General features: G+C 73.4%; 18 protein-coding genes and 1 pseudogene. 8 read left to right on the top strand and 11 right to left on the bottom strand.

What is annotated here, in order from left to right; all coding sequences use genetic code 11:
• The first annotated feature begins 202 nt into the window (after positions 1-202).
• Positions 203-1,867, top strand: coding sequence for an MFS transporter (locus FMEAI12_RS14160; protein WP_235013992.1), 1,665 nt, complete (start codon positions 203-205; stop codon positions 1,865-1,867).
• Positions 1,868-2,305: 438 nt separating this feature from the next.
• Here FMEAI12_RS14160 and FMEAI12_RS14155 read toward each other — a convergent pair whose 3' ends face one another.
• Together FMEAI12_RS14155 and FMEAI12_RS14150 are read right to left on the bottom strand one after the other, a co-directional pair.
• Positions 2,306-4,714, bottom strand: a complete 2,409-nt coding sequence (locus FMEAI12_RS14155; RefSeq protein WP_112106387.1) for an AAA family ATPase — start codon at positions 4,712-4,714, stop codon at positions 2,306-2,308.
• A 2-nt stretch (positions 4,715-4,716) separates the two neighbouring features.
• On the bottom strand, positions 4,717-5,382 hold the full coding sequence (locus FMEAI12_RS14150) for a hypothetical protein (protein ID WP_071061321.1): 666 nt from the start codon (positions 5,380-5,382) through the stop codon (positions 4,717-4,719).
• A gap of 403 nt (positions 5,383-5,785) precedes the next feature.
• Between FMEAI12_RS14150 and FMEAI12_RS14145 the strand changes: the two genes are divergently transcribed.
• Positions 5,786-6,220, top strand: coding sequence for a hypothetical protein (locus FMEAI12_RS14145; protein ID WP_112106386.1), 435 nt, complete (start codon positions 5,786-5,788; stop codon positions 6,218-6,220).
• Positions 6,221-6,230: 10 nt separating this feature from the next.
• On the opposite strand, the gene FMEAI12_RS14140 is transcribed toward FMEAI12_RS14145, so the two are convergent.
• Genes FMEAI12_RS14140 through moaA form a run of 3 tightly spaced genes read right to left on the bottom strand, consistent with a single transcriptional unit; the run spans position 6,231 to position 8,226 of the window.
• Positions 6,231-6,590, bottom strand: a complete 360-nt coding sequence (locus FMEAI12_RS14140; RefSeq protein ID WP_112106385.1) for a DUF6457 domain-containing protein — start codon at positions 6,588-6,590, stop codon at positions 6,231-6,233.
• The gene (locus tag FMEAI12_RS14135) at positions 6,590-7,243 is read right to left on the bottom strand and encodes a molybdenum cofactor guanylyltransferase (RefSeq protein WP_112106384.1); all 654 of its coding nucleotides are present in this window, start codon (positions 7,241-7,243) and stop codon (positions 6,590-6,592) included. Before FMEAI12_RS14135 ends, FMEAI12_RS14140 begins: the two co-directional genes overlap by 1 nt.
• Complete coding sequence (moaA, locus tag FMEAI12_RS14130) at positions 7,240-8,226, bottom strand: GTP 3',8-cyclase MoaA (protein WP_071061326.1); 987 nt, start codon at positions 8,224-8,226, stop codon at positions 7,240-7,242. Before moaA ends, FMEAI12_RS14135 begins: the two co-directional genes overlap by 4 nt.
• A gap of 362 nt (positions 8,227-8,588) precedes the next feature.
• On the opposite strand from moaA, the gene ppgK reads away from it, so the two are divergent.
• The 4 genes from ppgK (at position 8,589) to FMEAI12_RS14110 (ending at position 13,635) form a co-directional block, all read left to right on the top strand.
• Entirely contained in the window at positions 8,589-9,416 is an 828-nt protein-coding gene (gene ppgK / locus FMEAI12_RS14125) for a polyphosphate--glucose phosphotransferase (protein WP_041253742.1), read from the top strand.
• Positions 9,417-9,733: 317 nt separating this feature from the next.
• A complete protein-coding gene (gene sepH, locus FMEAI12_RS14120) occupies positions 9,734-12,004 on the top strand; it encodes a septation protein SepH (RefSeq protein ID WP_112106383.1) in 2,271 nt (756 codons plus the stop codon).
• Between the two features lie 156 nt (positions 12,005-12,160).
• Positions 12,161-12,361, top strand: a complete 201-nt coding sequence (locus FMEAI12_RS14115) for a hypothetical protein (protein ID WP_020458878.1) — start codon at positions 12,161-12,163, stop codon at positions 12,359-12,361.
• A gap of 188 nt (positions 12,362-12,549) precedes the next feature.
• Complete coding sequence (locus FMEAI12_RS14110) at positions 12,550-13,635, top strand: YihY/virulence factor BrkB family protein (protein WP_071061328.1); 1,086 nt, start codon at positions 12,550-12,552, stop codon at positions 13,633-13,635.
• A 76-nt stretch (positions 13,636-13,711) separates the two neighbouring features.
• On the opposite strand, the gene FMEAI12_RS14105 is transcribed toward FMEAI12_RS14110, so the two are convergent.
• The 3 genes and pseudogenes from FMEAI12_RS14105 to FMEAI12_RS39905 all read right to left on the bottom strand — a co-directional run bounded on the left by FMEAI12_RS14105 (position 13,712) and on the right by FMEAI12_RS39905 (position 17,108).
• Entirely contained in the window at positions 13,712-15,427 is a 1,716-nt protein-coding gene (locus FMEAI12_RS14105; RefSeq protein ID WP_235013991.1) for an LCP family protein, read from the bottom strand.
• Positions 15,428-15,976: 549 nt separating this feature from the next.
• Positions 15,977-16,968, bottom strand: a pseudogene (locus FMEAI12_RS14100) (CaiB/BaiF CoA transferase family protein).
• Positions 16,935-17,108, bottom strand: coding sequence for a CoA transferase (locus FMEAI12_RS39905; protein ID WP_368672072.1), 174 nt, complete (start codon positions 17,106-17,108; stop codon positions 16,935-16,937). The pseudogene FMEAI12_RS14100 and the gene FMEAI12_RS39905 overlap by 34 nt, the downstream one beginning before the upstream one ends.
• 460 nt (positions 17,109-17,568) lie before the next feature.
• On the opposite strand from FMEAI12_RS39905, the gene FMEAI12_RS14095 reads away from it, so the two are divergent.
• Positions 17,569-18,975: an aminopeptidase P family protein gene (locus FMEAI12_RS14095; RefSeq protein WP_071061332.1), complete on the top strand. Its 1,407-nt coding sequence runs from the start codon at positions 17,569-17,571 to the stop codon at positions 18,973-18,975.
• Positions 18,976-19,232: 257 nt separating this feature from the next.
• Here the strand turns inward: FMEAI12_RS14095 and FMEAI12_RS14090 are convergent, their stop codons facing one another.
• The 3 genes from FMEAI12_RS14090 to FMEAI12_RS14075 all read right to left on the bottom strand — a co-directional run bounded on the left by FMEAI12_RS14090 (position 19,233) and on the right by FMEAI12_RS14075 (position 26,274).
• Complete coding sequence (locus FMEAI12_RS14090; RefSeq protein ID WP_006542630.1) at positions 19,233-19,574, bottom strand: Lsr2 family protein; 342 nt, start codon at positions 19,572-19,574, stop codon at positions 19,233-19,235.
• A gap of 2,258 nt (positions 19,575-21,832) precedes the next feature.
• The gene (locus FMEAI12_RS14080; RefSeq protein WP_112106381.1) at positions 21,833-22,666 is read right to left on the bottom strand and encodes an ABC transporter ATP-binding protein; all 834 of its coding nucleotides are present in this window, start codon (positions 22,664-22,666) and stop codon (positions 21,833-21,835) included.
• 185 nt (positions 22,667-22,851) lie between these two features.
• Positions 22,852-26,274, bottom strand: coding sequence for a SpoIIE family protein phosphatase (locus FMEAI12_RS14075; protein WP_368672071.1), 3,423 nt, complete (start codon positions 26,272-26,274; stop codon positions 22,852-22,854).
• A gap of 118 nt (positions 26,275-26,392) precedes the next feature.
• Here FMEAI12_RS14075 and FMEAI12_RS39900 point away from each other — a divergent pair, with 118 nt between their 5' ends.
• Positions 26,393-26,782, top strand: coding sequence for a hypothetical protein (locus tag FMEAI12_RS39900; protein WP_112106380.1), 390 nt, complete (start codon positions 26,393-26,395; stop codon positions 26,780-26,782).
• Positions 26,783-26,827 lie beyond the last annotated feature (45 nt).

Here is a 26,827-nt window from a genome sequence, read left to right as displayed (position 1 = left end):
ACCCGGCCACACCGAGACTGTCGAACACATGTTCGAATGCTAGGGCATCATCACCCAGCCACCAAGCCGCGGCCCGGATACATGACCGATCCGCGACCCCGAGCCACCCTGCTCCACCCTCGTTCCCACCCGCCCACGAAATACTTAGCTGCGCGAAATAAATATCGGCCGGGGCGTGTTGTGAACCTCGGAGGTGCACCGCATGAGTCGTTCGGACCAGGTCACGTCGAGGACGAGCGCAGGAGGCGCGGAGGAGGCAGGCACCCGGGCGCTGTCGTCCACAGGCACCTTCGCCGCCCTACAGGTACCGAACTTCCGCCTCTTCCTCGGCGGTCAGGTGGTCTCGCTCTGCGGGACCTGGATGCAGATGATCGCCCTGGGCTGGCTGGTGCTGTCGCTCGGCGCGTCCGGCACCGAACTCGGGCTCGTCACCGCGGCCCAGTTCCTGCCCGTGCTGCTGTTCGGCGCCTACGGCGGGCTGATCGCCGACCGCTCGAACACCCGCAGGCTCCTGATCACCACCCAGATCATTCTCGGTTCCCTCGCCGTCCTGCTCGGCGTCCTGGACCTGACGGGCACGGCCCAGCTGTGGATGGTCGCCGCCGTCGCGGCGGCGATCGGGATGACCAGCGCGGTGGACAACCCGGCGCGGCAGAGCTTCGTCCAGGAGATGGTGGGGTCGGAGTTCCTGCCCAACGCCGTCACGCTGAACTCGGTGACCATGAACGCGGCCCGGGTCGTCGGGCCGGGCATCGCCGGCATCCTCATCAGCCTGGTAGGCACCAGCGGCTGTTTCCTGCTGAACGGCGCCTCGTTCGTCGCCGTGGTCATCGCGCTGCAGCGGATCGACACCGCGGCGCTGGTGCGCCGACGTCCCGTGCCGCGGGCACCGGGGCAGGTGCGCTCCGGGCTCGCCTACGCGATGCGGACGCCGAGCCTGCGGATCCCGCTGCTCATGATGGCCGTGATCGGAGCGTTGTCCTACGAGTTCCAGGTCGTGCTGCCGCTCGTGGCACGTGAGACCTTTGCCGGGTCGGCCGCGACGTACAGCCTTCTCACCGGCGCGATGGGTGCGGGGGCCGTGGCCGGTGGCCTGGTCGTCGCCCGGCACCGGCGGGTGGGGATCCCGGCCCTGGCGGTCACCTCCGGGGTGTTCGGCGTGGTCACCCTGGTAGCAGCCGCGGCCCCGGTGCTGGCGCTGGAGGTCGCCGCGCTCGTGGTGGTCGGCGCGGCGAGCGTCGCGTTCATCTCCACCGGCAACGCGACCGTGCAACTCTCCGCGGCACCGGAGATGCGTGGCCGGGTGATGGCCCTGTGGTCGGTGGCGTTCCTCGGCTCGACCCCGGTCGGCGGCCCGATCGCGGGCTGGGTGTCCGAGACGTTCGGTGCGCGGGCCGGCCTGGCGATGGCCGGCGTGGCGGCGTTGGCCGGATCCGCCTTCGCGGCGGTGTCCCTGCGCAGCCAGGCGGCGCGCGCGCAGGCTGTCCCGGCGGCCGCGGCCAGCCCCGGACCACCGGCCGCGCCAGGCGTCGACCCGCCACTCGCCACAGGCATCGTCACCGCAGAAGGCACCGCGCTCGACGCGGACACAACGCTCACCGGTGGCACCACTCTCATCGCTGGCACAGTGAGCGACGCTGACGCAGCAGGAGACGCTGACACAGCGCTCACCGCCGGCCCCACACACCGCGCTGGCACGGCAGGCGACGCTGGCACAGTGGGCGACGCTGGCACGGCGGGAGGCACCGCGATGTCGGATGACCCAACTGCGTCCGCGCCGACCGACACCGTGCTCGGTAACCCGGTCGCGGGTGTTCTGAGCGCGGCGGCCGCACCGCAGCGCGGGCCGGCTCTCCAGGACGTCTGACACCCCGCGCCGGGGCTCGGAGATCACGGCTCGGGGCTCGGAGATCACGGCTCGGGGGTCCGAGATCACGGGTCGGGGTCCGAGGTCGGGGGTCGTAGATTGAACGCGAGGAGACCAGCCGTCCACGCGGTCTCGCCCGCGCAGGAGGCGAAGGCGGCCTCATCACCGCGGGACTGCCCCGACCACGGGACTACCCAGACCGCCACCTATCGGGCAAAACACCCCGAATATCGAGGGAACCCGCTCGCCCTTTGGCGCCCTTCTCGCCGTTTCGGGCCGGATTCCGCCGAATCTGGCTACAAAACGGCGAGAAGAAAACCAAAAGGCGAGTAGGCGCGCGGCCAGGGCTCCGACCGGCACCGACACCGCCCGACACCACCGAACACCGACACCGATCGGCACCGCCCGGCCAGTGCCCGTGGCGGGGCGGCGGCGACGTCAGTTGGCGGTGGAGGGGCCCTCCGGGAGTGCCCGTGGCACGGGGGGCGCCCCGCGGGCGGCTGCCCGGCCGAGTTCGGGAAGCTCCCGGAGATCGTCGTGGTGCATCCCGCGGTGTGCCTGAACCGCCGAGCGGTGGTAGTCCTCCGCGACGGCCATGAACCCCGGTTCCATGTAGCGGCGGCCGTCGACCGTCGGGCCGACCGTCCCCTCCATGATGGCCTCGACGTCCTCGCCGGTGATCGTCTTGTGGGTCTCCAGCGCATGGGTGAGGGACAGCACCTCACGCCGGTTCGCGGACAGGACGGCCTCGGTGCGGGCGTAGATCTCCCGCAGCTTGGCCTCGACCTGCTCACCGAAGGGCCGGTCCGAGTCGATGGACGCCTGGCCCATCTGGTGCTCGATCATGCTCAGCCGGGACGCGAGCGTCTCGCCCATCGCGGCCGAGGAGATGTTGCTCGACACCAGCAGGGTGGCGCTGCGCAGGTCACCACCGACACCCACGGTGTTGTCGCCGTCGAAGAACATCCGCTCGCCGGCGAGCGAGGCGAGGGAGACCATCACCTGGACCTCGATCTCCGACTTCCACATGAACATGCGGTCCTCGACCGCGACGTGCGCGACGAACCCGCCGACTCCGCCACGCCGCTCGATGGTCGCCAGGTCGATGACCCGTCCGCGCTGGGTGCGGTAGGCGACGACGGCGTGGCAGGCCTCGTGCAGCGCGATGCTGTGCCGCTCGCGGGCGATGTGCTCGTGGTCGTCGGCGAGGCCGTACTCCTTGACCACCCGGGCCCGCAGCATGTCCTGCCAGGTGATGATCTCGCGGCCGTCCTTGACGGCCTGCACCAGCGCCTCGTTCACCGTGTCCTTGATCGTGGCGCCGGTGGCCTCCGGGCTCATGATGGCGAGGCGCTCGACCTGGTCCGGGGTCAGCTCGTGGCGCACCTTGGCCAGGTAGCCCTCGAAGGTCCGGATCCGGCCCTCCTTGCTGGGGTAGCCGACCTTGTAGATGCGGTCGATGCGCCCGGGCCGCAGCAGCGCCTCGTCCAGCGACTGGGGCATGTTCGTCGCCATCATCACCAGGATGCGGTACTTCGGCGGCGGCTTCGGACGCATGCCGAGGGTCCGCCGGACGATCCGGTTGAGGAATCCGCGGGGCTTCTTCAGGCCGGACATCTCGGTGAGCAGGGCCTGCAGGGTCCCGTCGGCACCGGACCCGCCCATCCCCCCGCCCATGACGAAGTTCTCGCGCTGGGCGTGGTCGCGGGCGATCTGGGCCCGGGCGAACGAGTCCAGGTAGGAGAAGCCGTTGCAGGCGTCCACGGACTCCGCGCCCACCGGCACGCCGAACGGGTTGTGCCCGGTGGAGAAGGCCGCCGCTCCCGCGCCGAGCTTGCCGCCGCCGCTGAAGCCACCGGCGAGCTGACCACGGTTGCCGAGCGTGTCGGCCTCGTCGAAGAAGACGATCACGCCGCCGTAGCGCAGTGACAGCTTGCGCAGCTTGCGGAACAGCGACTTCACCTTCATGATGCCGACGCCCATGAACATCGCAGAGAAGGCGCCCGGGTCGACGAAGACGTAGGGCTTGCCCGTCTCGCCGGCCACCGCCTCGGCGATCAGCGTCTTGCCCGTGCCGGGCGGGCCCCACAGCAGAATGCCGCCGGGGACGTAACCGCCCCTGTCCTCGATCTCCTCGGGGCGCTCCAGGTAGAAGACGTTCTCCTGGACCCGGCTGACGACGTGGTCCTGGCCCCAGACGTCGGCGAAGCGGGTCTTGATGTCCTCGGGGAAGTAGACCTCGACGCCGCCCTTGGAGAGGAACCAGAAGATGGCGACGAACTGCCCGACGACGACCACCAGCAGCAGCACCATCTGCAGGACGAGCGGGATGGCCTTCCACGCCGCGCCGGGCAGGCCGACCGTCGCCTCGAAGATGGACTGGTCGACGATGCGCGCGTAGACGAACAGGAACAGCGCGAACGCGGCCACGACCTTCAGTGCCCGGCTGGCCCGGTACCGGTTCCAGTCGTTGAAGCGCAGCAGCCGGCGCTCGGCGCGGCCGAACATCTTGTCCGTCCAGAACACGTAGTACCGCGACGACCGCTCGCCGAGGAAGATGTGGATCTGGTGGACCACCTCGAGCCCGAACAGGGCCAGGATCCACCAGCTCGACCGCGACTGGATGCGGAACGCGTCGCCCCAGGTCATCAGCGGGTTGCCGGAGACGTCCGCCGCGACCACGAAGGCGAAGAGCGCGCCGAGCAGGAGCAGGAACTTGGTTCTGTCCCACAGCGCCGCGGGACGTCGGCGCGGCGCGGTCGAGGAGTCGGAAGCGGCGTCGCCCGCGGTGGTCTCCCCCGCGGGCGCGGAGGAACCCGAACTGGTCGCCCGGTCGGTTGCGCTCATGCCTACTGCCCTCGGTCCGTCGGCTTGATGGTGAACGAGCCCGTGACCTCGCCGATCTGCCCCCCGTGCTGGGTGTAGCAGAGCGCTGAACAGGCCAGGACGAGCTGGTAGAGCACGGTCTGGTTCTGATCCAGCAGGCTGGTCTGGTCGATGGTGACCAGCCCGGCCGCGGTGGCGACCTGGTAGATCAGGTGCACGCCGTGGACGCCGCTGTCCTGCGCCACCTTCTCGTCGGCCAGGAGCAGGAAGCTGGGCGCGAGGCGCGCGCCGTACGGGTCCTGGCGGACGGCCTCCTCCTGCGCCGCGACCGCGTCGTCGACGGTGACCACGAAGTTGCGCAGGTCGTTCGTGGAGACCGCATTGGCCTCCTCCGGAAGAAGATGCCGAACCTGGACGAAGCCCTTCGGCAGCGGCGCGTCGGGAACGAACAGACTGGTCTCGTCGAACTTCTCGGCGGCATCCAGCCCGACGACCCACTCGCGTGACATCAGGCCGCGCAACATCTCGGGGCTCACATTGCGGGCGTCGATGCCGAACAGGGCCGGCCCGGGCATCTCCTGATACGTCCAGGCCGCCGGCACCTTCAGGAACGCGCCGTCATCTTTGTTCGTCACATAGTCGTAACTAGACGCCCCGCACCCGGAGATCAGGACGAGCAGCGCCACCACCGCGGCGACGGCCAGTACCGGGGCTGACCTCGGCCTCGACCCTGGCCGGGGTCGTGGCAGCGGTCGCGGCCAGCGGCCACGACTTGTAACCTCCACGGCGATCCTCCAGCCTCGCGAGGTCGATCCCATGGTGCGACACCGGGCCATGGATACACCGTTGACCGGCGGGTCGGGCCATGGATCTCTCATTTCCCACGGTAAGTGTGACTCATTCCGGCGCACCGCCGAAGAGCCTTCACCGGAAAGAGGCATTGCGGGTACCCTCCGCTGTCACGGCCGGCTCCCCCGGTTCGCTTCCGACGTCGGGTTCCACCCTGCGTCGCGTCTCTGTCTGCCGCCAGTCGGGCGGTTGACAACACCCCACCGTCTGGACAGTTCCGGCGACGGGGGCACACTGTGGTGCATGGCGCATTACCGGCGCGGCCGCAAGGTTCCAGCGCTACCCCCGGTGCGCAGGCACATCGTCGGCGGCCTGACCGTGGTGGCCGTGTTCGTGATGGTTGGCCTGACGGTGTGGCGCCCACTCGCGGCGCTGCCGGCCCTCGTCGTCATCGCCGCTCTCGGCGTGCTGGACTACGTGATCGTCACGACGTCACCGGCCGCGCGGAACCTGCCCTCCGGCCCGCTGAGCGGCCGCGAGCTCGACTGGGAGTCCGGGCTGATCGAGGCCGCGCCCGGGCTCGTCGACGCCCCCACCCAGATGCTGCCGCGCCTCACCTTCGGCTACCCCCGCGACGACGCCGAGGAGGTCCCCGAACCAGACGCCGAGGACGTCCACACGATGGCCATCGACATGCGCGGCTACCTGGACGAGACCGGCCCCGTCCGCATGCACTAGCCGTCGTGCACTAGCCGTCGTGCCTGGAGTCGTGCTCGGGTAGGAGGGCCAGCACCGTGTCCGCGGCGGCTCGGACGTCGGCGGCGCTGCCGCCACGGCGGCCGGCGGCCAGCCCGACCAGGAACCCCGTCAGCGGGGCGGCGGGGCGCGCGACGCCGTGGGCGACATCCCGGGCGAGGTCGAGGATGAGCGTGGCGTCCACGGAACCGGGTTCCAGGCCGAGCGCGGTGCTCGCCCGGCTCACCCACTCGTCCAGAACATCGCCGAGACGCTGAGCCTCGCCACCGGCCGCCCCGGGTGCGGCCGCCGCACCAGTGCCTGCGGGGCGCTCGGCCGCCGAGGGCCCGCCCGCCTCGTTGTCGTCTGTCATCAGGGCATCGTGCCCGAGCCGTGCGTTCCGGGGACCGCCCGGGCCCGGGCCGCCGCCAGCGACGCCGGGTCGTCGCAGTCAAGGCAGGCGTCGGCGGTGGCGGGGACGGTCCGCACATCCCGCCCGGCCAGCAGCGAGCGCACCGAGCGGCCCGCCGGGTCCGCCGGCAGGGCGGCGCGCAGCGCGGCGGTGCCCCAGGCCGCCGCAAGGTACTGCGGCCGGCCCGCCGGATCGGCCAGCACCGCCACGTCGGCGTCACGGTGACCCGGTGGCTCGCCGCGCAGCGATCCGAGAAGGTCGGCGAGCTCCGCGGCGCCGATGAAGGGCAGGTCGACCGCGAGTACCGCTACCAGCGGGGCCTCGACGAGCCGCAGCCCGGCGGCGATGGCGGCGACCGGCCCGCCGCCCGGCGGGTCCTCGCGGGTCCAGCGGACCGACCGGGAACCGGGCCGGGCCGGGCGCGGCGGCCCGACGATGACGATCCGCTCGGCCGCGCCGGCGGCGGCGAGCACCCTGTCCAGCAGCCGCAGGCCACCGACAACGGCGCTGGCCTTGTCCTGGCCGCCGAGCCGCCGGGAGTGGCCGCCGGCGAGGACCAGTGCGTCCCACGGTTCGCCCAGCTCCCCCGACGGCGACGGCGAGAGTGACGTCACCCGCCGATCGCCGACATCGGCCGGGCCGGCTGGTGGAAGCCCGGCGTGTCGATGCCGTGGCCGGCGTGTTTCCCCCACACCGCGCGGACCCAGCGGTCGGCGAGGTCGTCGTCGGTGGCGCCGGACCGCATCGGGCCGCGCAGGTCGGATTCGTCCCGGGCGAACAGGCAGTTGCGGACCTGCCCGTCCGCGGTGAGCCGGACCCGGTCGCAGGCCGCGCAGAACGGCGCGGACACCGAGCCGATCACCCCGACGGTGCCCGGCCCCCCGTCGACGGCGAACAGCTCTGCGGGTGCGCTCCCCCGTCCCGGCAACGCGGTCAGGACGAACTCCGCCTCCAGCCGGGTCAGGATCTCGCCGGCCGTGATCATCTCGGTGCGGCGCCAGCCGTGCTGGGCGTCCAGCGGCATCTGTTCGATGAAGCGCAGCTCGTAGCCGCGCGCGAGGCACCAGCGCAGCAGCGGCGCGGCCTCGTCGTCGTTCAGGCCACGGAGGAGCACCGCGTTCACCTTCACCGGGATCAGCCCGGCGTCGGCCGCGGCGGCGAGGCCGGCCAGGACGTCGTCGAGCCGGTTCCGGCGGGTGATCCGGGCGAAGCGCTCCGGGCGAAGCGTGTCCAGGGAGACGTTGACGCGGTCCAGGCCGGCGGCGGCGAGCGGGCCGGCCAGGCCGGCCAGGCGCAGGCCGTTGGTGGTGAGCGAGAGCTCGGGCCGGGGCGAGAGCGCCGCCATCCGCTCGACCAGGCGCACCAGCCCCGGACGCAGCGTGGGCTCGCCGCCGGTCAGCCGGATCTCGGTGACGCCCAGCCGGGCCACCGCGATCGTGACCAGCCGCAGGATCTCGTCGTCGGTGAGGAGCAGCGGGTTCGGCAGCCAGTCGAGCCCCTCGGCGGGCATGCAGTAGCTGCAGCGGAGGTTGCACCGGTCGGTCAGCGACACCCGAAGGTCGGTGGCGACCCGCCCGTGGGAATCGGTCAACCGCATCTCATCAGAGTAGGTGCCCTCAGAACAGGACACACGCGTTGTCCGGCCCACCCCGGGCGATCTCCGGTCCCGCCTGGAGCGGCATGGACGTCCGCCGGAGACCGGGCTCACCACCGAAAGCGCCCGCCGCCGCCACGGCTTCGGGCGGGCCTGCGAAACTACGACAGGCACAACCAGGCCAGGCACGGCTCGGCACGACGCGGCACCCGGGGTCCGGGGCACGACCGCTCGGCGCCCGCCGCGCCGGGCCTCACCGATTCCCTCGCCTCCGCCGGAGGTACCGGAGGTCGCGGGCTCCCGCCGGGAGGCCGCGCCGCCGCCAGGAGAGCGACGTACAGCGACACATGCGGGAGGACGGCGCAATGCGGGTCTTCGGGGTCGACATCGGTGGGACGGGCATCAAGGGCGCCCCGGTCGACATCGAGGACGGCACGCTGGCCGCGCCGCGGTTCCGGCTCCCGACGCCGCAGCCCGCGGACCCGGAGTCGGTCGCGCGGACCGTCGCGGAGGTCGTCGCGCACTTCGAGTGGACGGGCCCGGTCGGCGCCACGTTCCCGGCGGTGATCAAGTCCGGGGTCGCCCGCACCGCCGCGAACGTCGACGAGGCCTGGATCGACACCGACGTCTCCGCGGTGCTCGGCGGGGCACTCGGGCCGGCGCTGGCCGGCTCGGAGGTCGCCGTCGTCAACGACGCCGACGCCGCCGGGGTGGCCGAGATGGCGTTCGGCGCCGGCCGTGACACCTCCGGCCTCGTCGTCATGACGACGTTCGGCACCGGGATCGGGACGGCGCTGTTCCTGCACGGCCAGCTCGTACCGAACACCGAGCTGGGGCACCTGGAGATCCAGGGCCACGACGCGGAGACGCGGGCGTCCGAGGCCGTCCGGGAGCGTGAGGATCTCTCCTGGGAGAAGTGGGCCAAGCGGGTCAACCGCTACCTGAGCACCCTCGAGGCCCTGTTGTGGCCGGATCTGATCATCATCGGCGGCGGCGCCAGCCGGAAGGCGGAGAAGTTCTTCGACCACCTCGAACTGCGCACGAAGGTGGTGCCCGCCCAGCTCCAGAACGAGGCGGGCGTCGTCGGGGCGGCGCTGTACGCCGGTGGTGACCAGACCCGCGCCCGGCCCGCCCCGCGCCCGGCCCGACGGCGCGGGCCGGCGACCCGGCCGCCCGGCGGCCGTCGCCCCTGAGCGCCGGCCCCGGCGCCCGGCGGGTGGGCACGATCATGCCGCCCGGCCGGGTGGGCGCCGGGGCGGTGATGCGTCACACCCGGGCACGGGACGGGCCCCCGACGTGTTCAGAACCCTCAGCGAGGGTCAGACTGTGCGTGTCGCCCGCCGCAATGCGACCGTCCGGCGCCATCGATGGCAGGCTGTCATCTACCGGGACGCATGGCAGCGAGGCGGTTTCGCGCGCAACTCGTGCGCCGGTGCGCCCTCGGGGTGTCCGACAGGGCACCCCGCACGCTCGGCCGCACGGCAGGAGATCGACGGGAGGAGAAGGCGCCATGCGCGAGCTGCGGGCGGTCGCACTCAGCGAGGACGGCGGTTATCTCGTGCTCGCCGACGCCGCCGGGCGCGCGGATGCGGAACAGTTCCGCGTCGCGGTGGACGATCGGCTGCGCGCGGCGCTGCGCGGAGCCCGACGTAGTGAAGTACGCGCGGAAAGCGCGCTGACCCCCCGTGAGATCCAGGCCCGACTTCGGGCCGGTGAGACCGCCGCCGACGTCGCGCGGGCCGCGGGCATCCCGGTGGAGCGGGTCGAGCGCTACGAGGGGCCGGTGCTGGCCGAACGCGCCCGGGTGGTCCAGGAGGCGCGCGCCGCGCTGCTGCCCAAGGATCCGGGCGGGGTGCCCGGCCGTCCCCTCGGCGAGGTGGTCGACGCACGGCTGCTCAGCGTGCAGGACGACCCGGACACCGCCCAGTGGGACGCCTGGCGCCGGGTGGACGGGATCTGGCTGGTCCAGCTCACCTCGGACAGCAGGTGCGCCCGGTGGACGTGGGACCCGGTGGTGCGCCGGGTGCGCCCGCACGACGACGCGGCCCGGGCGCTGGTCGCCCCCGAATCGGCGGAGCCGCCCGCCCCGCAGCCGGCGCAGCCGCCCGTGCGCGCCGCCGGCCCGGCGCTGACCCTGGTGCACGACCAGGGCGCGGCGGCCACCTACCCGACGCAGTCCGCGGCCGGTGGACCCGGCCAGCAGCTTCCGGGAACGCAGCCCTCGACGGCTCCCCCCTCGGCCTTCCCCGCTCCGGCGGCTGTCAACGGGACGGGCTACCTCCCCAGCGCGGCTGCGCCGGGGTACGGGCCGTCGCCGGCCCAGGGGCCCGCGGGTGAGTCTCCGGACCGCCGCCCGGCCGAGCGGGCCGGCGACGACTACGCCACGGACCACACCACTCCTGACCACGGGGCGCCCGACTACGCGACCCCCCGCTACGAGAACACCGGCTACGAGAACACCGGCTACGAAGCCTCCGGCTATGGAGGCTCCGCCCAGGAAGCCGCCGGCCAGGACGCCGCGACGCGGGCGAACACGGGGCAGGGAGCCGGCGGCCACGGCACCTCGCCGGACCAGGCTGGCCCGGACGAGTACCAGGGCCCGGTGGCCGCCCCCACCGCGAGCCGTACGGCCGGCGCGGCGCGGCGCAGCATGCCCGGTGCGTGGCCGGCGGCCCAGGGTGGGGCCCCGGGCCTGTCCGGGCGGCACAGCGGCGCGGGAGGCCGGCGCACCACGCCCCCGAGCCGGTTCGGCTCCCGGGAGCGGGCCGTTCCACCGCCGACACCGGCGGCCGAGCCGAGGTCGCTGCCAAACCCGGATACCGAGTACTCCGAGGTGACCGCCACCGCCGTCGACGCGGCGGCGGCCAACGAGGCGGAGTTCGGCCACGCCGGCGCGGCTGACATGGAGTCCACCAGGACAGACCTGGTCGCGGTGGCCGAGGCGGCCCTCGCCCCGGCGCCGGAAGCGACCGAGCCCGGCATCCCGAGCGAGGACGCCCAGAACACCCCGGGCGGCTCGGCCGACCCGGAGGAGACCGTTCAGGCCGCGCACGCCGCCGGTCTGGACGAGGACGACGAAGACGACGACGAGGACACCGAGGACGGCGGCGACCGGTCGGTGAGCGAGGCCGCGCCCGGCGGGGCCGGGCAGCCTGCGGCTCCCGCGCCGACAGGGCAGCCGGTGCTCCGACCGGCCGCGATCGTGCCGCCTGCGGCCGCGGAGCCGGCACGGGAACCCACGACGCCGGTGGAGCGGGTGCCGCGCCGTCCGGCGGCCACCGCCGCCCGCCGGCCAGCTGTCGCCCGCACCGCTGGCGGTGCCCGTTCACTCGGGGCGCTCGCGGCAGCCGCTGAGGACCTGGACGGCGGCACTGCGGCCTCGGCGGCTCCGGCTGGTGGCGGCCGAGGCGCCGCTGCCCCGGGGCGCGGCGGAGCACCGCGCCGGCCGGCAGCGGGCCGGGCCACACCGGCCCGGGCCGAGGGCGGCCCGGCGGGCCGCCCCGCGCGCCCCGACTCCACCGCGGCGGAGCACTCCGCCGAGCCGTCCACCGCGGCCGACAGCGAGTTCGAGACCGCGGCGGAGACCACCGCCGCCACGGTCGACGACACCGCCACAGAGGCCGCCCAGCAGGCCGCACGGGCCGCCCAGCAGGCCGCCGCGGGCAACCGCGGACGGCAGCCGGCGGCAGGTCGTAGCGGCGAACGTCCCGCAGGCGGTCGACGCGGACGCAAGTCGGTGCCAGCATGGGACGACATCGTGTTCGGCGCCCGCCGGCCCTAGGAGGGGGTCGAACCCGAGATTCGTCACCGGTCCGCCACGAGGAGGCACCGGGGGCGGAGGCCGCTCTGGATGCAACGACGCCGAGAGAGCCGGCTGTGAGTAAACCGTCACATGGCCAGGCGGAACGTCTGGCCGCTCAACACAGTTGGAGAAGGTGTGACAGGGACTACCACGATGCCGACGCTGACCAACCTCGACCGTTGCGACAGGTGTGGCGCCCAGGCCTACGTCCGGGTCGTTCTGCCTGGGGGCGGAGATCTGCTCTTCTGCCGCCATCACGCGAAGTCTCACGACTCCAAGCTCCGCTCGGTCGCAGTCGAGTACCACGACGAGACCGACAAGCTGAGCGTCTCCTGACACGACTGACTCCCGAGGGCATGCCATGATCACATGGCATGCCCTCGACTCGTCACCGGCCCGGTGTCGTGGCCACCGGGCCGGTACGACGACCATCATCCGGCGCAAGGACACCCTCACCGGAACCGCGGGCCGATAGTCATACGGTGGGGCGCGTGTCCACCACTGGGAACGATGCGGTGCCGGCCATGGCCCCCCCAGCGGGTGGACCTGGTCCGACGGCCCGCCCCGGCATGCGGGACCCGGCCCGGCGGGCGCTGTTGGCGCTGCGCTGGTTACGGGCATGCATGGGTGCCGGTGGGCCCGACCGCGGCGCGGCGGTGCGTGATCTTGCCCGCCGGCTGCTGCAACCAAGGTCATGGGTCCCCTGGGGGGCCCTGCGCCTGGCGCGGACGACCGTCGCGAACGCCTGGCGGCACCGTGTTCTCGGTCTCGCCGCCGAAGCCGGCTTCTGGCAGCTGCTGTCGATGCCCCCGCTGCTCCTGGCGCTGCTGGGCACGATCGGCTACATCGGGGACCTCCTCGGCGGCGACGCCCTCGACAACGTCCGCCTGAGCATCCTGGACGGCGCCGACAACCTGCTGACGGCGTCGGTGGTCGACGACACCGTCCGGCCGACGATCGACGAGATCCTCTCCCGCGGCCGCCCGGACGTCATCTCCATCGGTTTCGTGCTGTCGCTGTGGACGGGATCCACGGCGATGGCGACGTTCGTGAACACCATCACGATCGCCTACGGCCAGCGGGAGCTCCGCTCGGCGGTCCGCAGCCGCCTGCTCGCGCTCGGGCTGTTCCTGGCCCAGGTGGCGACGGGCGTCCTGCTGCTGCCCGCGCTCGTCCTCGGGCCCGGCCTGCTGTCGGACATGCTCAACTCCGGCCGTCACCCGGTGGTCGACGACCTACTGAAGATTCTTTTCTGGCCGGTGGTCGGGGTGGTGTCGCTGGCGATGCTGACGACGCTCTACCACCTGGCGCTGCCCGTGCGGCGGTCCTGGCGCCGGGCACTACCCGGAGCGGCGCTCGCGCTCTTCCTGTGGCTGGTGGGCAGCTACCTGCTGCGGATGTACCTGGAGCTGGTCTTCAGCAACGAGCTGGTGTACGGCTCGCTCGGCGCGCCCGTCGCCGCGCTGCTGTTCTTCTACATCACGGCGCTGGCCGTGCTGCTCGGCGCCGAGCTGAACGCGGCGATCGACGAGCGCCCCCCGCGCCAGCGCCGCGTCCCGCGGCACGCCAAGGCCCGGCCAGACCGGCCGGGTTCGACTCCCCCACGTTAGGACTCAGCCCCCGCGGCACGACCCGGTCCCCCACAGCAGGGCCCGGGTCGTCCGCGACAGGGTTCGGCTCCCCGCGTCAGTAGGTGCAGCCCACCCCGCCGGACGGCTCGGGGGTGGCCTGGGCCAGGGTCACCGCGCCGCCCGCGGGCCGCCCGCCGGTGGCGCGCAGGTCCGCGGTGACCACCGAACCGTGGCCGGTACCGGACGCCGGCACTGCACCGGACGCGGCCGTAGCGCCCACGGAGGCCGCCGAGGCCATCGAGGCCGCCGTCGAGCCGGACGGCGAGCCGGCGGGGTCGAGCGCGGGGGGCCCGGCGGCCTGCGGCGGGGAGCCGCCGATCCCGGCGAGCAGCGTCGTCAGCTCGTCGGTCTTCGCCACGAGCACGGACTGCCCGCCGGCCTGTGACGGCGTGGCCGGGACGGTCGCGAAGGTGACCCCACCGGTGCTGATGCCCTGCATCCGGACGGCGAGCAGGCGCAGATCGGTGAGCGAGGTGTGGTCGTCCAGGGTCAGCGCGGAGGTGGCCGCGTCCACGACGTCGAGCAGCTTGCGCGGGTTGAGCAGGGTTCCGGTGGAGGCGACCTCGCGGAACACCGCGCCGAGGAACTGCTGCTGGCGGTGGATGCGGTCGAGGTCGCTGCCGGGCAGGCCGTAACGCTGCCGGACGAAGGCCAGCGCCTGCTCACCGGTGAGCGTGTTGTTGCCGACCTGGCCGTGCCAGCCGGAATACCGGTCGTTGAGGTTGTCGAAGCCCTGTGCCTTGAGCTCGGGCGTCAGCTCCTTCACGCAGACGGTGACGCCACCGAGCGCGTCCGTCATCGCCTGGAAGCCCAGGAAGTCGATCTCGAGGTAGTGGTCGATCCGGATGTTGGTGAGCGTCTCGATGGTCCGGACCAGCAGGGACGGCCCGCCGTAGGCGAACGCCGCGTTGAGCTTGGACTTCTGCGCGTCGTGCTGGGTGCCGTCGGAGCCGGTGTAGCCCGGGATCTGCACCCACAGGTCGCGGGGGAAGGACACCAGGGTCGTCGAGCCGTCGGCGTCGAGGTGGGCGAGGATCGTGGTGTCCGAGCGCTGCCCCTCGGTCTGGCCGAACTCGCCCCCGGTGCCCGCGCGGGTGTCCGAGCCCACCAGCAGGATGTTCTGGGTGCCTCCGCCGGCGGCGGAGGGCCGCGCGGCCGAGTCGGAGAACGTGAGCTCGATGTGGTTCACCTTGCCGTCGTAGTGGCGCAGCACGGCCCAGCCGCTCGTGGCGACGACCAGGACGGCCACCGAGACGATGGCGGCCACCAGGGTCACCGTCCGGCGCACACCGCTCACCGGGCGGCGTGGCTCCTCCGCGGGCAGGTCCTCGCCCGGGGTGTCGTACGGCCCGCGCGGGCCGCCGTACCCGGGCCCCGGGCCGACCGGCGCACGGTATCCGCCGGGCCCGTCGTTCGGGGCGGGCCAGGTCCGCCCGCCGTCGGTGGCGCCCGGCGGAGGCAGCCGGCGGGTGGGCGGGATCGGCGCGGGAGCCGAGCGGGGCTCGTGGCGCGGCCAGGCTCCCGCCGGCCAGTTCTCCTCGCCGGCGGCCGGTCGGTCCCGTGCCGGACGTCCCTGCACCGGACGTCCCTGCACCGGGCGGTCGCGCCTGTCCCGCGCCGGGCGCTCCTGCGGCGGGCGGCCGGGAACCGGTGGACGGCCCTGGCCCTGACCTGGGTACCCGGGGCGGCCGGATCCGGCGCCGGGCGGTGGACGACGGCGGTCGCGCGGGTCCCGGCCGTCCGGATCGCCACTGTTCGGAGGCCAGGTCATGGCCACGTTCCCCTCGCTCACCCGCCGGGCACGAGGATCATCGTTCCCGGCGGTCCCGACAGGTTCACGCCGCAGACCGCCTGCCCGCCGCGCCGCCGGCCGCATCGAGGCGACGGCGGGGCGGTGGTCGGGATCTCGTCCGACGCTCACACCGGGTTGGCCGGTGCTGTACCACTCGGTACCCATCGGACCGCCGCGGCCAGCCCCCGGGGCCGCCGCCTGGGCGACCCGCGGACCTCCACGTCGGCCCATCACTGTTCTACCGGTGTTCCGCCGGCTTGCTCCGTTGTACCGGTATCTCTGCCGACATCCGACGGTGTTGCCTGTAGTCCGGCAGTCCGGTCGGTGCTGTCACCGCTTGTTTCGGGCCATCTGCGATATCGGGAACCGGGCTGCCCGTTCTGTCCCAGCCTCGCACGCTCCGGCGGGAGGCGGTAGCGACGGCAGGCCGACCCGCCGGCCAGGCCGATCAGCCGGGCCGGCCAGGCCGCGCCGGCAAGGCCACGCCGCGCCCGGCAGTCGGGACGGCCGGTCGGGCCGCGGGACGGGTCAGCCGGTGGCGGGGCCCGTGAACTCCGCCCGCACGGCGCGCCGTCCGCGTCGAGCGCGGGCGCGGGCGGCGGGACGTTCGAGCGGGTCCGGATATCCGGCGGCCTTGATGGGATTACCGGGCGGCGGGAGGCCGCCGGCCTCGATCACCATCCGGCGGGCGCTCGTCCGCGCGGAGTCGACCGCGGCCGGAACATCATTGATCGGACCACAGGGAACGCCCGCGGCCTGCAGTGCCTTCAACCAGTGGTCCGGCTCCTGCCGGCGCAGGGTCGCCTCGATCTCCGTCTTGAACGCTTCGCGTTCCCGGAGCCGGTCGCCGTTGGTGCGGAACCTCGGGTTGGCGGCGAGGTCGGGCCGCTCGACCACCGCGCACAGCCGGCCGAAGAGGTTGTCGTTGGCCGCGCAGATCATGATGCTGCCGCCCGCGCACGCGAACGTGTCAAAGGGGGCGATGGAGTAGTGGGCGTTTCCGATCCGTGGCGGAGTGACGCCGGTCGCGAGATATGACAGCGCGGCGCCCTCCAGCAGGGTGACCGTCGCGTCGAACATGGCAATCTCGAGATGAGTTCCGCGGCCGGTGGTGCTCCGGCCCTGCAGCGCGGCCCCGATGGCGCCGAAAGCATAGAGACCGGCGGCCGGGTCCGCGATCGGAACACCCGGTTTGACGGGCTCCTCGCCCGGGCGTCCGATGATCGACACCATGCCCGAGGCCGCCTGCACGACGGAGTCGTATGCCGGCCGCTCCCGCCACGGGCCCGTTTGCCCGAAGCCGGAGATGCTGACGTATATGAGGCGGGGATTGCGTGCGGTGAGCACATCGACGCCGAGACCCAGCCGGTCCATCACCCGGGGCGGAAGTTCTCGACCAGAACATCAGCCCGGTCGACGATCCGCAACAGAAGGTCACGGTCCGTCGTGTCCTTGAGATCCAGGACGACGGATTGCTTGCCACGGTTCACCCGCGCGAAGTACAGCGACCGGCCGTCCATGAACGGACCGTAGGTACGGGAGTCGTCCCGCCGCCCGGCCGTTCGACCTTGATGACCCGGGCACCGAGATCGGCGCACATCATCGTCGCGAACGGACCCGCCAAAACCCGGGTGAGATCGACGATGAGAAGTCCCGCCATCGGGCCGGCCGTGGTCGCCACGGCGAAGGGCGCTACCCGAGCACGGCGGAAGCGGCCTACCGTTAGCGGCATGAGTGCCCAGTCCCACCAAACACCAGCTTCACGCCCGGTCGCGGGGCGATCCCCCGGCGGTACGGCCGACGACGTCGCACACCGGACCACTCCCGCTTCGGGCGGCGCGGAAGTGGAACGCGTCGCATCTTCGCCGGACACCGGCACACCGGGGCTCCCGGTGCCCCCCGCCGTACCACCGGGGAAATCGATCCAGCCGGATCCGGAATCTCCGGAACCGACCATCGGGACAACCCGGGCACAGGAGCCGGCGGGGGTAACCATCGCACCGGGGACTCCCCCCACCGTCGCAGACAGTCCGACGACGGAGGAACAAGCCGCGGACGAACCGGGCAGGACCGGACAGGCTAAGCACGACGAGGAACCCCACGCGGCCTTCAGGCGTTTCATGGCGAGCGGCTGGGCGCCGGTGGATGACACCGTCGCGGTGCGTGACGACTGCGCCCCTTACACCACGAAACGGCGCTCGCTTCTGGCCACCCGATTCCCCACCGAAGCGCTTGTCATACCAAGCGGCGGGCTACACGTCCGGGCGAACGACACCGATTACCCGTTCCGCCCCGGCAGTGACTTCTTCTGGCTCACCGGATGTCACGAACCGGACGCCGTCCTGATCCTGCATCCCACCGCTGCCGGCGACCATGACGCCGTGCTCTATCTCGCTGACCGATCCGACCGATCAAGTTCCGCGTTCTACACGGACCGCCGTTACGGCGAACTGTGGGTGGGCCCCCGGCCCGGTGTACGGGAGACCACAGCGGCTCTCGACATCGAATGCCGGCCGCTGCCGGAGCTTCCCGAAGCGCTGGCCCGTCTCGCGCCCGCCAGGACCCGCGTCGTGCGCGGGCTGGACGCCCGGGTGGACCGCGCGGTGAGCCGGTGGTCGCCGACCGGCTCGTCCGCCGACCGGGACGCCGCGCTGGCCGAGGTGCTGTCCGAGCTCCGGCTGGTCAAGGACGACTTCGAGATCGCCCGGCTGGACGAGGCGGTCGCGGCCACCGTGCTCGGTTTCACCGAGTGCGTGGGCGAACTCGGCCGCGCGGCGACGCTCCCCAACGGGGAGCGCTGGCTGGAGGGAACCTTCTGGCGACGGGCCCGCGTCGACGGCAACGACGTCGGATACGGCTCCATCGTGGCCTGCGGCCCGCACGCCACGACCCTGCACTGGGTCCGCGACGACGGCCCAGTGCGGCCCGGTGACCTGGCACTTCTCGACATGGGGGTCGAGGGCCGCTCGCTGTACACCGCCGATGTGACGCGGACGCTGCCGGTGAGCGGGCGCTTCAGCCCGCTGCAGCGCCAGGTTCACGAGGTCGTCTACCGGGCCCAGCAGGCCGGGATAGACGCGGTCCGTCCCGGCGCCGCCTTCCTGGATCCGCACCGGGCCGCGATGCGGGTGATCGCGCAGGCGCTGCACGACTGGGGATTGCTGCCGGCCACGGTCGAAGAGTCACTCAACGAGGATCCGAAAGCACCCGGGGCCGGCCTGCACCGGCGCTACACACTGCACTCCACGTCGCACATGCTCGGGCTGGACGTGCACGACTGCGCGCAGGCGCGCGACGAGACCTACCGCGACGCCGCGCTGGAGGCCGGGATGGTGCTGACGGTCGAACCAGGGCTGTACTTCCAGCCGGACGACCTCACTGTTCCACCGGAGCTGCGCGGGATCGGCGTCCGGATAGAGGACGACATCCTGGTCACGCCGGATGGAAGTCGGAACATGTCAGCCGCGCTCGCACGCTCGGCCGACGATGTCGAAAAGTGGATGGCCGGCGAGGCCGCCAGGCACTGAAACCACACAGGATCCAGCCGGCCGGCCGCCCATTTGACCGCCCCCGAGCGTAGTACGGTCGTCGGCCGGCAATCGGCGATCCGTGGTCCGGTTCCTGCCCATCGGTCGATCGATGGGCAGGAACCGGGACGCGATAAGATGATCACGTCTTCTTCGGCCGCCGGCCCGAGGAGACCCACCGGCTATCACGGTGGTACTCGGGTAGTACCAGGGTCAACCGCTCGGCGCGTCGACCCGGAAAGCAGTCGCGACCCGGCTCAGTGAGCCTTGTCGTACGCCTCTACGATGTTCGACGCGATACGGCCCCGGTCACTCACCGTGTAGCCGTTGCTGCGCGCCCACTCGCGAATGTCGGCGGTGCGGTCGGTTCCACCGGTACGCCGCGAAGCGGCCCGCGCCCCGCGACGGCCACTGGCCGCCCGGCCACCGGAACGGCGGGCAGCGGTGACGAACGGCGCCAACGACTCCCGCAACTTGGTGGCGTTCTTCTCCGACAGGTCGATCTCATACTGTGCGCCGTCCAGTCCGAACCGGACCGTCTCGTCGGCCTCTTCTCCGCTGAGATCGTCAATCAACGAGACGATGGTCTTCTGAGCCATGCCACTCTCCTTCAGGTCAGCGGACCGCAGAAACTTACGGGTCTAGTATTACCACGAGAAGACGGTGAACTGTCACGCCTGGTTCGTCGGACGCGCGAGGCAACCGCGACGATGGCGCAAGTCCCCTCCGTCTTGGTGGGCTCGTGGTGGGGTGTCGACCGCACCCAAAGGAGCGGATCGACATCGACATGATAGAGGGATGATCATGTTCTTCGAATCACACCTTCCGGTTCGAAACGTCGACCCACGAACGACTCCACCGCGCCGCCCGCCAACCCGACGGCGGCCCACCTCGGGGCGCAGACGCCGGTACGCGGACGAGCGGCCACCTTCGTACGCCTGGCGGATCGTTCGATTGGCAGCCAAACGAGGAGCCGTGCCTGCGGCGACTTTGGCCGCGCTCCGGCGCCGGGAACCCACCGCCGTGTTTGGCAAAGCCGACCCCGGCGCCCGGTGAGTACGCCGGATTCCGCCCCTGACGCTATGCACCCGACCGGAGCGGACTACCGGCTCACCTGGGTGGTGGACGCGGCGAACGTGATTGGCGCACGACCGGACGGGTGGTGGCGGGACCGCTCGGCTGCGGCCGACCGACTACACAGGGACATTCTCGTCTTGCTCGCCCGGACCGTTGGCCACCGCGATCGGGCCGATGGGCCGTCACGCGTCCTTCTTGTTCTGGAGGGTGCCGCCCGAGCGGGTGTACCGGCCGGCCCGAGCACACCGAAGTTCGTACCCCCCACGGTCGGTACGGGCGATATATCCACCGGACAGTCGGAAGGCCAGCCTCCGCTTGTGCCGCCGGAACTGAAGGGCCCGTTACCCGGAATGGCCGGCGAACCCCCACGACTCCTGGTGATCCACGCTCCCGCGGGCGGGGACGACGCCATCGTGGATGCCGTACGCACCACGGCGGGACCGACTCTGGTCGTCACATCGGATCGGGCACTGGGGGATCGTGTTCGCGCCTTGGGCGCGCGGGTTGCCGGCTCCCGGTGGCTTCGGGATCGCCTCGACGAGGTCACCGCACCGAATCGCGAAAAATAACTATGTCAGGAATCACACCTATCTGAGAGGGAACTCCGCCCCGCCGAGCGCGGCACTCCGGACGGATGGTGTCCGCCCGGCGCCGGGCGGCACAACTCCCGACAGACACAGAGCTCCCGACAGACACAGAGCTCCCGACAGACACAGAGCTCCCGCCAGACGCGGAACTCCCGCCAGACACGGCTCCCGGGCGGTGGAGTCCTGCTGGAGATACGCCGCCGAACAGGGGAACCCCTCGGAGATACGTCTCCGAACGACGCGGCCCTCGGGAGATGGGCCCAACGGGCCGCCGGGCCCCGGCGTGCGGGGCCGGCCGGTCGTCGGCGGAACCTGCCGGGCCGCCCGCGCGAAGTGGACTCAGCCGGGACGGAAGCAACCCCGATCGGGGGGTGCCGGCGGACAACCTCGGAAAGCCGCCGCAAAGGCCACAGGGACGCTCTGAGGGCCGCTACTGGCCCGCAGACACGGCCGCGCCGGGGACCCTGGACGGCGCGGGCGCGGCTGAGTCTCGGGCAGCCGAGATCCCGCCGGTGGCGGATCCCGGCAGATCCGCCACCGATCACCGAGCCCTCCGGCGGTGGCGCGCGCCGGCACGGCATCCGGTGGCGGTCCTGACACCTCCGGCACGTTCCAGGTAAAGCGCGCGGGTTATATGCGGGCCGCGGCAGGTGCTGGTCGGCCCGTCGGGCGCCGAGCTGCCCCGACCCGCCCGACGCCGTTGGGCGCCGGCCACCCGCCCCGTCCGTGCCTCCAGCCCCTGCCAGCCAAGCCGTCCGCGACGTCCGGTATGCGCAGCTTCTATCTGATTTGACTGGTGCCTAACTGCTCCTCTGGAGAAGCGTGGCCGTTGAGTGAGTCCATGGACTCACTCAACGGCCACGCTTCGGCACGGCGGAGTCGAGGTCGGGGAGGGAGTGGTGGTTGGCCTGGCGTGAGCGCCCGTGTCGCACAGGGTCGACCTGTGTCGTGGTGCGCCGGGCCAGACACCGCCTTTGCGGATGACCGCGGCGCTGCCGATGGCGCCTACCGGCCCAGGCATCTCGCGGCCGTTCTTTCTCCGCGCCCGCCCGCCTGCCCGCCCGCGCCGGCACGGCGCCGGCGCCGAAACGCGCTCAGGCCCGTCTCGCGGACCGTTCCGGTCGGTCCTGCGGACCGTTCAGATCAGCTCTGAAGCGCTCGGGGTCAGCGCCGGGTCGGTCATCGTGGAGCGCTCAGGCCGGCGCCGGCGCCGGAGCCGGCGGGCGCGGCCGGGGGGCCGGAGCCGCCAGGCGGGCCGCGTACCGGCCCGCCGAGGACGTTATCTCCAGCGGAATCCCGAAACAGGCCGAGAGCCGTTCGGAGAGCATGACCTCCGCCACCGGCCCGGCGGCGAGTACCTGGCCACGGCGCAGCAGAAGCGCGTGCGTCACGCCGACCGGGATCTCCTCGACGTGATGGCTGACCAACACGGTGACCGGGGCGACCGGATCGGCTGCGAACCGGGTCAGCAGCCGCAGCAGGGCCTCCCGCGCGCCGAGGTCCAACCCGCCGGCCGGCTCGTCCAGCAGCAGGAGCTCGGGGTCGGTCATCAGCGCCCGGGCGATCTGGACCCGCTTGCGCTCCCCCTCCGACAGCGTGCCGAAGGTGCGCTCGACCAGGCCCCGGCAGCCGAACTGGCCGAGCAGGTCCGCGGCACGGCGCAGGTCGACGTCGTCATACGCCTCGTCGGCGCGGCCCAGCACGGACCAGCCGGCGGTGACGACGGCGTCGAGGACCCGCTCGTCGGGCGGCGGCGCGTCGGTGAGCACCGGACTGACGACGCCGACCCGGTAACGCAGGTCATGCAGGTTCACCCGGCCCAGGCGCGCGCCGAGAAGATCGGCCGTGCCGGCGGTGGGGAACAGGCGGGAGGAGGCGATCTGCAGCAGGGTGGTCTTGCCCGCGCCGTTCGGCCCGAGCACCACCCAGCGCTCGCCCTGGTTCACCACCCAGCTCACGTCCCGCAACAGGTCAACCCCGTCGCGCCTGACCGTGACCTTGTCGAGGCGCAGCACCGCGTCCGGCATGGCGCTCACGTTACGCGAGGCGCGGCCCCGGCCGGAGGCGGGTGGACCTGCCGGCGCGAACACACCACCGTGCCCCCACCGGAGCACACCCGCCGGGCACAGCTCCGCCGCCCGTTGGGCGACGATCCCTCTCAGGTCGTCCAGCCGGGCTGGGCGCCGGGCCCGGCGCCCAGCCCGGCTGGACGTCAGACCCGGCTCGGGTCGATCTCCGCCCACACCAGCTTGCCGTCGCCGACGGGCCGCACGCCCCAGCGCAGCGCGAGCCGGCCGACCAGATCGAGCCCGCGGCCGGTCTCGTCGTCGGGACCGGCCCGGCGGCGACGGGGCATCCGGCCGCCCGCGTCGCCCACCTCGACCAGGATGCGCCGGGCACCATTACCTGCCGAACCGCTACCTGCCGAACCGCCACCCACCGAGCCGCCGCCCGCCGCACCGGCACCCGCCGGGCTCGACGCCGCCATCCGCCGTACCCGGACCGACAGCGGGGTCCGCCCGTGCACCAGCGCGTTGCCGACGAGCTCGGAGAGCACGAGCACCACGGTGTCGATCACCGGCGGCTCTGTCAGGGCGTTCTCCAGCGCCACCCGCACCTGCGCGCGGACCTGGCTGAGCCCCACCGAGGGATCGGCGGAGACGTCCAGCGGCTCGGCCAGCGGGTCCGGCACGGGCAGCCGGGCCAGCAGCAGCGCGACGTCGTCGCCGGGCGGCGGGCCGCCCGCGCCGACCCGCGCCGCGCAGGCGGCCCGGGCCAGGTCGCCGAGCCGGCCGTCCCACTCCTCGGCCGGGCGGGCCAGGACGGCGGCCAGGTTCGAGACCCCGGCGTCGATGTCCAGCCCGCGCCCGCGCACGAGTCCGTCGGTGAACAGGGCCAGCAGCGAGCCGGGCCCGAGCGAGACGGTGTACTCGGTCATCGCGTCGCAGGCGAGGCCGAGCGGGGTCGCGGCCGCCATGTAGAGCCGGGAGACCAGGCCGTCCGGGGCGACCACCAGGGGCGGCGGGTGCCCGGCGCTGGCGAGGGTCAGCAGTCCGGTGTCGGTCTCCACGACGGCGTAGATGCAGGTGGCGATCAGGTCCTCGCCGAGGTCGGCGACGAGCCCGTCGAGTTGGATGAGGACCTCGGCCGGTGGCAGGTCCAGCCGGGCGCAGGTGCGCACGGCGCTGCGGAGCTGCCCCATGAGAGCGGCAGCGCGCACACCGCGTCCCATCACATCGCCGATGACCAGCGCCACCCGCCCGGCGCCGAGGTCGATGACGTCGAACCAGTCGCCGCCGACCTGGTCGTCCTCGCCCGCGGGCAGGTACCGGGTGGCCAGGTCGAGGCCCGCCGGGGCCAGGGTGCGCGGCAGCAGCGCCTTCTGGAGCGCCAGCGCGTCGCCACCGTCGCGGCCACCGGCCTCGGCGCGTTCCAGGGCGGACGCTGTGCGGGCCGCGACCTCGGTCAGGAAGGGCAGGTCGTCCGTGGTGAAGGCGGGGCGCTCACCGGCGGCGATCGCCGTCAGCACGCCGGCCGGGCGGCCCCGGAACGTGATCGGCACCGCCGCGGCGCTGTGCCCCCCGGCCTCCCGTACCCAGCGGGCCAGCTCGGGGGTCAGGGCGCCGTCCAGGAACGGGGCGTCGGGGCTGGCGGGCAGGAGCACGGGCGCGGCGCCGACGGCGACCGCGGCGAGCGGGCCCGCCCCCGGCAAAACAAGCGCGGGAGCACCGGGCGGCGCCGCGGCGGTGAGTCCGTCACGGGCCGCGAACACCGCCGGACGCGACCCCGGCAATCCGGGCCCGGGCGCTACGGACGTCTCGGTCTCGTCCGCGGGCGGCAGCAGGTGGATGACGCAGACGTCGGCGATCTCCCCGGCAACCGCCGCGGCCAGCGCCGACAGAGCACGCTCCGGGCTGGTGGCCGAGGCCACCGCCTCGCCCGCACGGGCGAGCTGCTCCAGCCTGCGCCGCGCGGCGCCCGCCGCCGACTGCTGGACGTCCGCCGCCGCCAGCGCCGCCGTCAGCTCGGCCTCGGCCTCGTCGCGGTCCCGCCGGCTGCGCGCGGTGTCGGCGGCCAGCCGCTCGAACAGGGTCGCGCGCTCGAGGGCCTGCGCGCACTGCTCGGCCATCGCCATCAGGAACGCCTGGTCGTCGGTGTCGAACTCGCGCGGCGAGGGGAACCCGAGGTGGAGGACGCCGAAGGGCACGTCGGTCGTCGCGAGCGGCAGCAGCGCCCAGGCGTGCTCCGGCCCCGACTCGACCGCGCCGAGCAGGTCGGCAACGGGCCAGCGCCCACCGAGCTCGTCGCGGCTGCGCAGGAACAGCGGCCGCCGGCCGCGGATGACCTCGGCGAGCGGGTGGATGGCGCCGAGCCCGACCTCCGACCAGCGCTCGGCGTACTGCGCCGAGGTGCCGACCAGGGAGCGGAACCGGAGCCGGTCGTCGCTCTCGTCGATCAGCGCCACGCCGCGGCCCACGGCGCGCGCGGCCCGCCCGCCGCTGTCGAGCACCGCCGCGACGACGTCGTCGACGGTCACCGCCCGGCCGAGGGCGGAGGTCAGCCTCCACGACTGCTCACGGCGCCAGGTTGCCTCGTCCGGCACGCCGTCCTGCGCGGGTCGCGGGTCGCGGGCGGAACGGGCCTCGGTGACGTCGGTCAGCACACCGATCCACTCGGCCTGCGGCCCGTCCACCACGGGCACCAGCCGGGCGGTGATCGTCCGATGTGTCCCGGTGACGTCCGGGACACCGAACTCGGCGTCGAACGGCTCGCGGCGCTCGATCGCGCCGTGCCAGGCCCGGGCGACCCGCTCGCGGTCATCGGGATGGATCGCGTCCAGCCAGCCGAAACCGGCGGCCTGCGCGCCGTTCTGGCCGGTGGCAGCGCGCCAGCGGGGCAGGTCGGTGTCGAGCGCGCCGTCCTCGCCGGCGTGGAAGACGTCCGCCGCGGTGGCCTCGCCCAGCGCCCGCTCCCGGCCGACGGCGCGGGCGTGGTCCCGCTCGGCGGTCTTCGCGCGGGTCGCGTCGAGGGCGACGAGGACCGCGCCGGCGCGGGCACCGAGCCGGTCGGTGGCCGGATACCAGCTCGCCGACCAGGTCTGGTTCGGCCCGGCGCCGCCGGTGGCGACTCCGATCTCGAGGTCGGTCACCGCCTCGCCCGTGCGCAGGACACGGGACAGCAGGCCGTCCATCTCCTGGCCGATCTCCCCGAGGAGCTCGGACATAGTGCGGCCCAGGTGCTCGGCGGCCGGGCGGCCGTTGAGCCGCGCGAGGACGTCGTTCACCCGGATGTAGCGGCCGCCGGCGTCGTACAGGGCGAGGCCGACGGGGGCCTGGTCGAACAGGGCCTCCCGCAGCGCCAGCCCGGCGAGATCCGCGCCCTCGGACGCCCCGCCACCGCCCGGGTGGGACGGCCCGGCCGGGACCGGCCCGTCGTGACCCGCCCCGGTGGCGCCGACTCCGCCCGGGCCGGCCCCGGGGCCGGGTTCGAGGGCCGGCGGCCCCCAGGGCGTACCAAAGTCAGACGACGCCGGCCCGTGCGGCGGTTGCCCGGGTGGGAAGCCGGGTGTGACCGCGAAACCGGGCCCGAAGTCGCCGGGGAAACCGCGCTCGCCACCGGGCGACGCGGACGCCACAGGCCCGGCCTGCCCGTGCGCGGACGGAACCTGCCCAGACGGCGCAGGCCCGCCCACCGGGGGCCCGGACAGCTCCTGTCCGGGCGGTTCCTGCCCGGCAGCGGCCTGCCCTGCAGGTGTGGACCCCGACGGCGGGAACTCGGACGACGGCGCGGCCACGGTCGGCGGCGGTGCCGGCGGAGCGGACTCCCCCGGCGGGGGCACCGGCGGCGCCGGCGTGTTCTCGCCCGCGGGCGGTGACACCGACGGCGGCGGCCCCGGGATCAGCCCGGCCAGCGGCACGATGTCCGGCGATGAACCGGCGGGAACGCCTGCGGCGGGTAGCTGTCCCACTCCCCCGGACCCGGCGGACGGCGGCTCGCCCGGCGGCGGCGAGCCGGGCGGGGGCGGCGGCAGGCCGATCGAGGACGCCAGCGCCGGCGCGTCGCCGTCCCCCACGAGGGGCTCCCATTCGGAGGGCGTCCCCCGCGGGCCGGCGGGCATCGCCCCGCCGGTGACGTCAGCGTAGGAAGGCCAGCCGACCGGCCCGCCGGCCCGCGGGGGACGCCCTCCG

It is taken from the genome of Parafrankia sp. Ea1.12, from assembly GCF_900465275.1.
GTDB classification, from domain to species: domain Bacteria; phylum Actinomycetota; class Actinomycetes; order Frankiales; family Frankiaceae; genus Parafrankia; species Parafrankia soli.
Note: the sequence above shows the minus strand (reverse complement) of the source record. Positions and strands in the feature narration are given on the sequence as shown.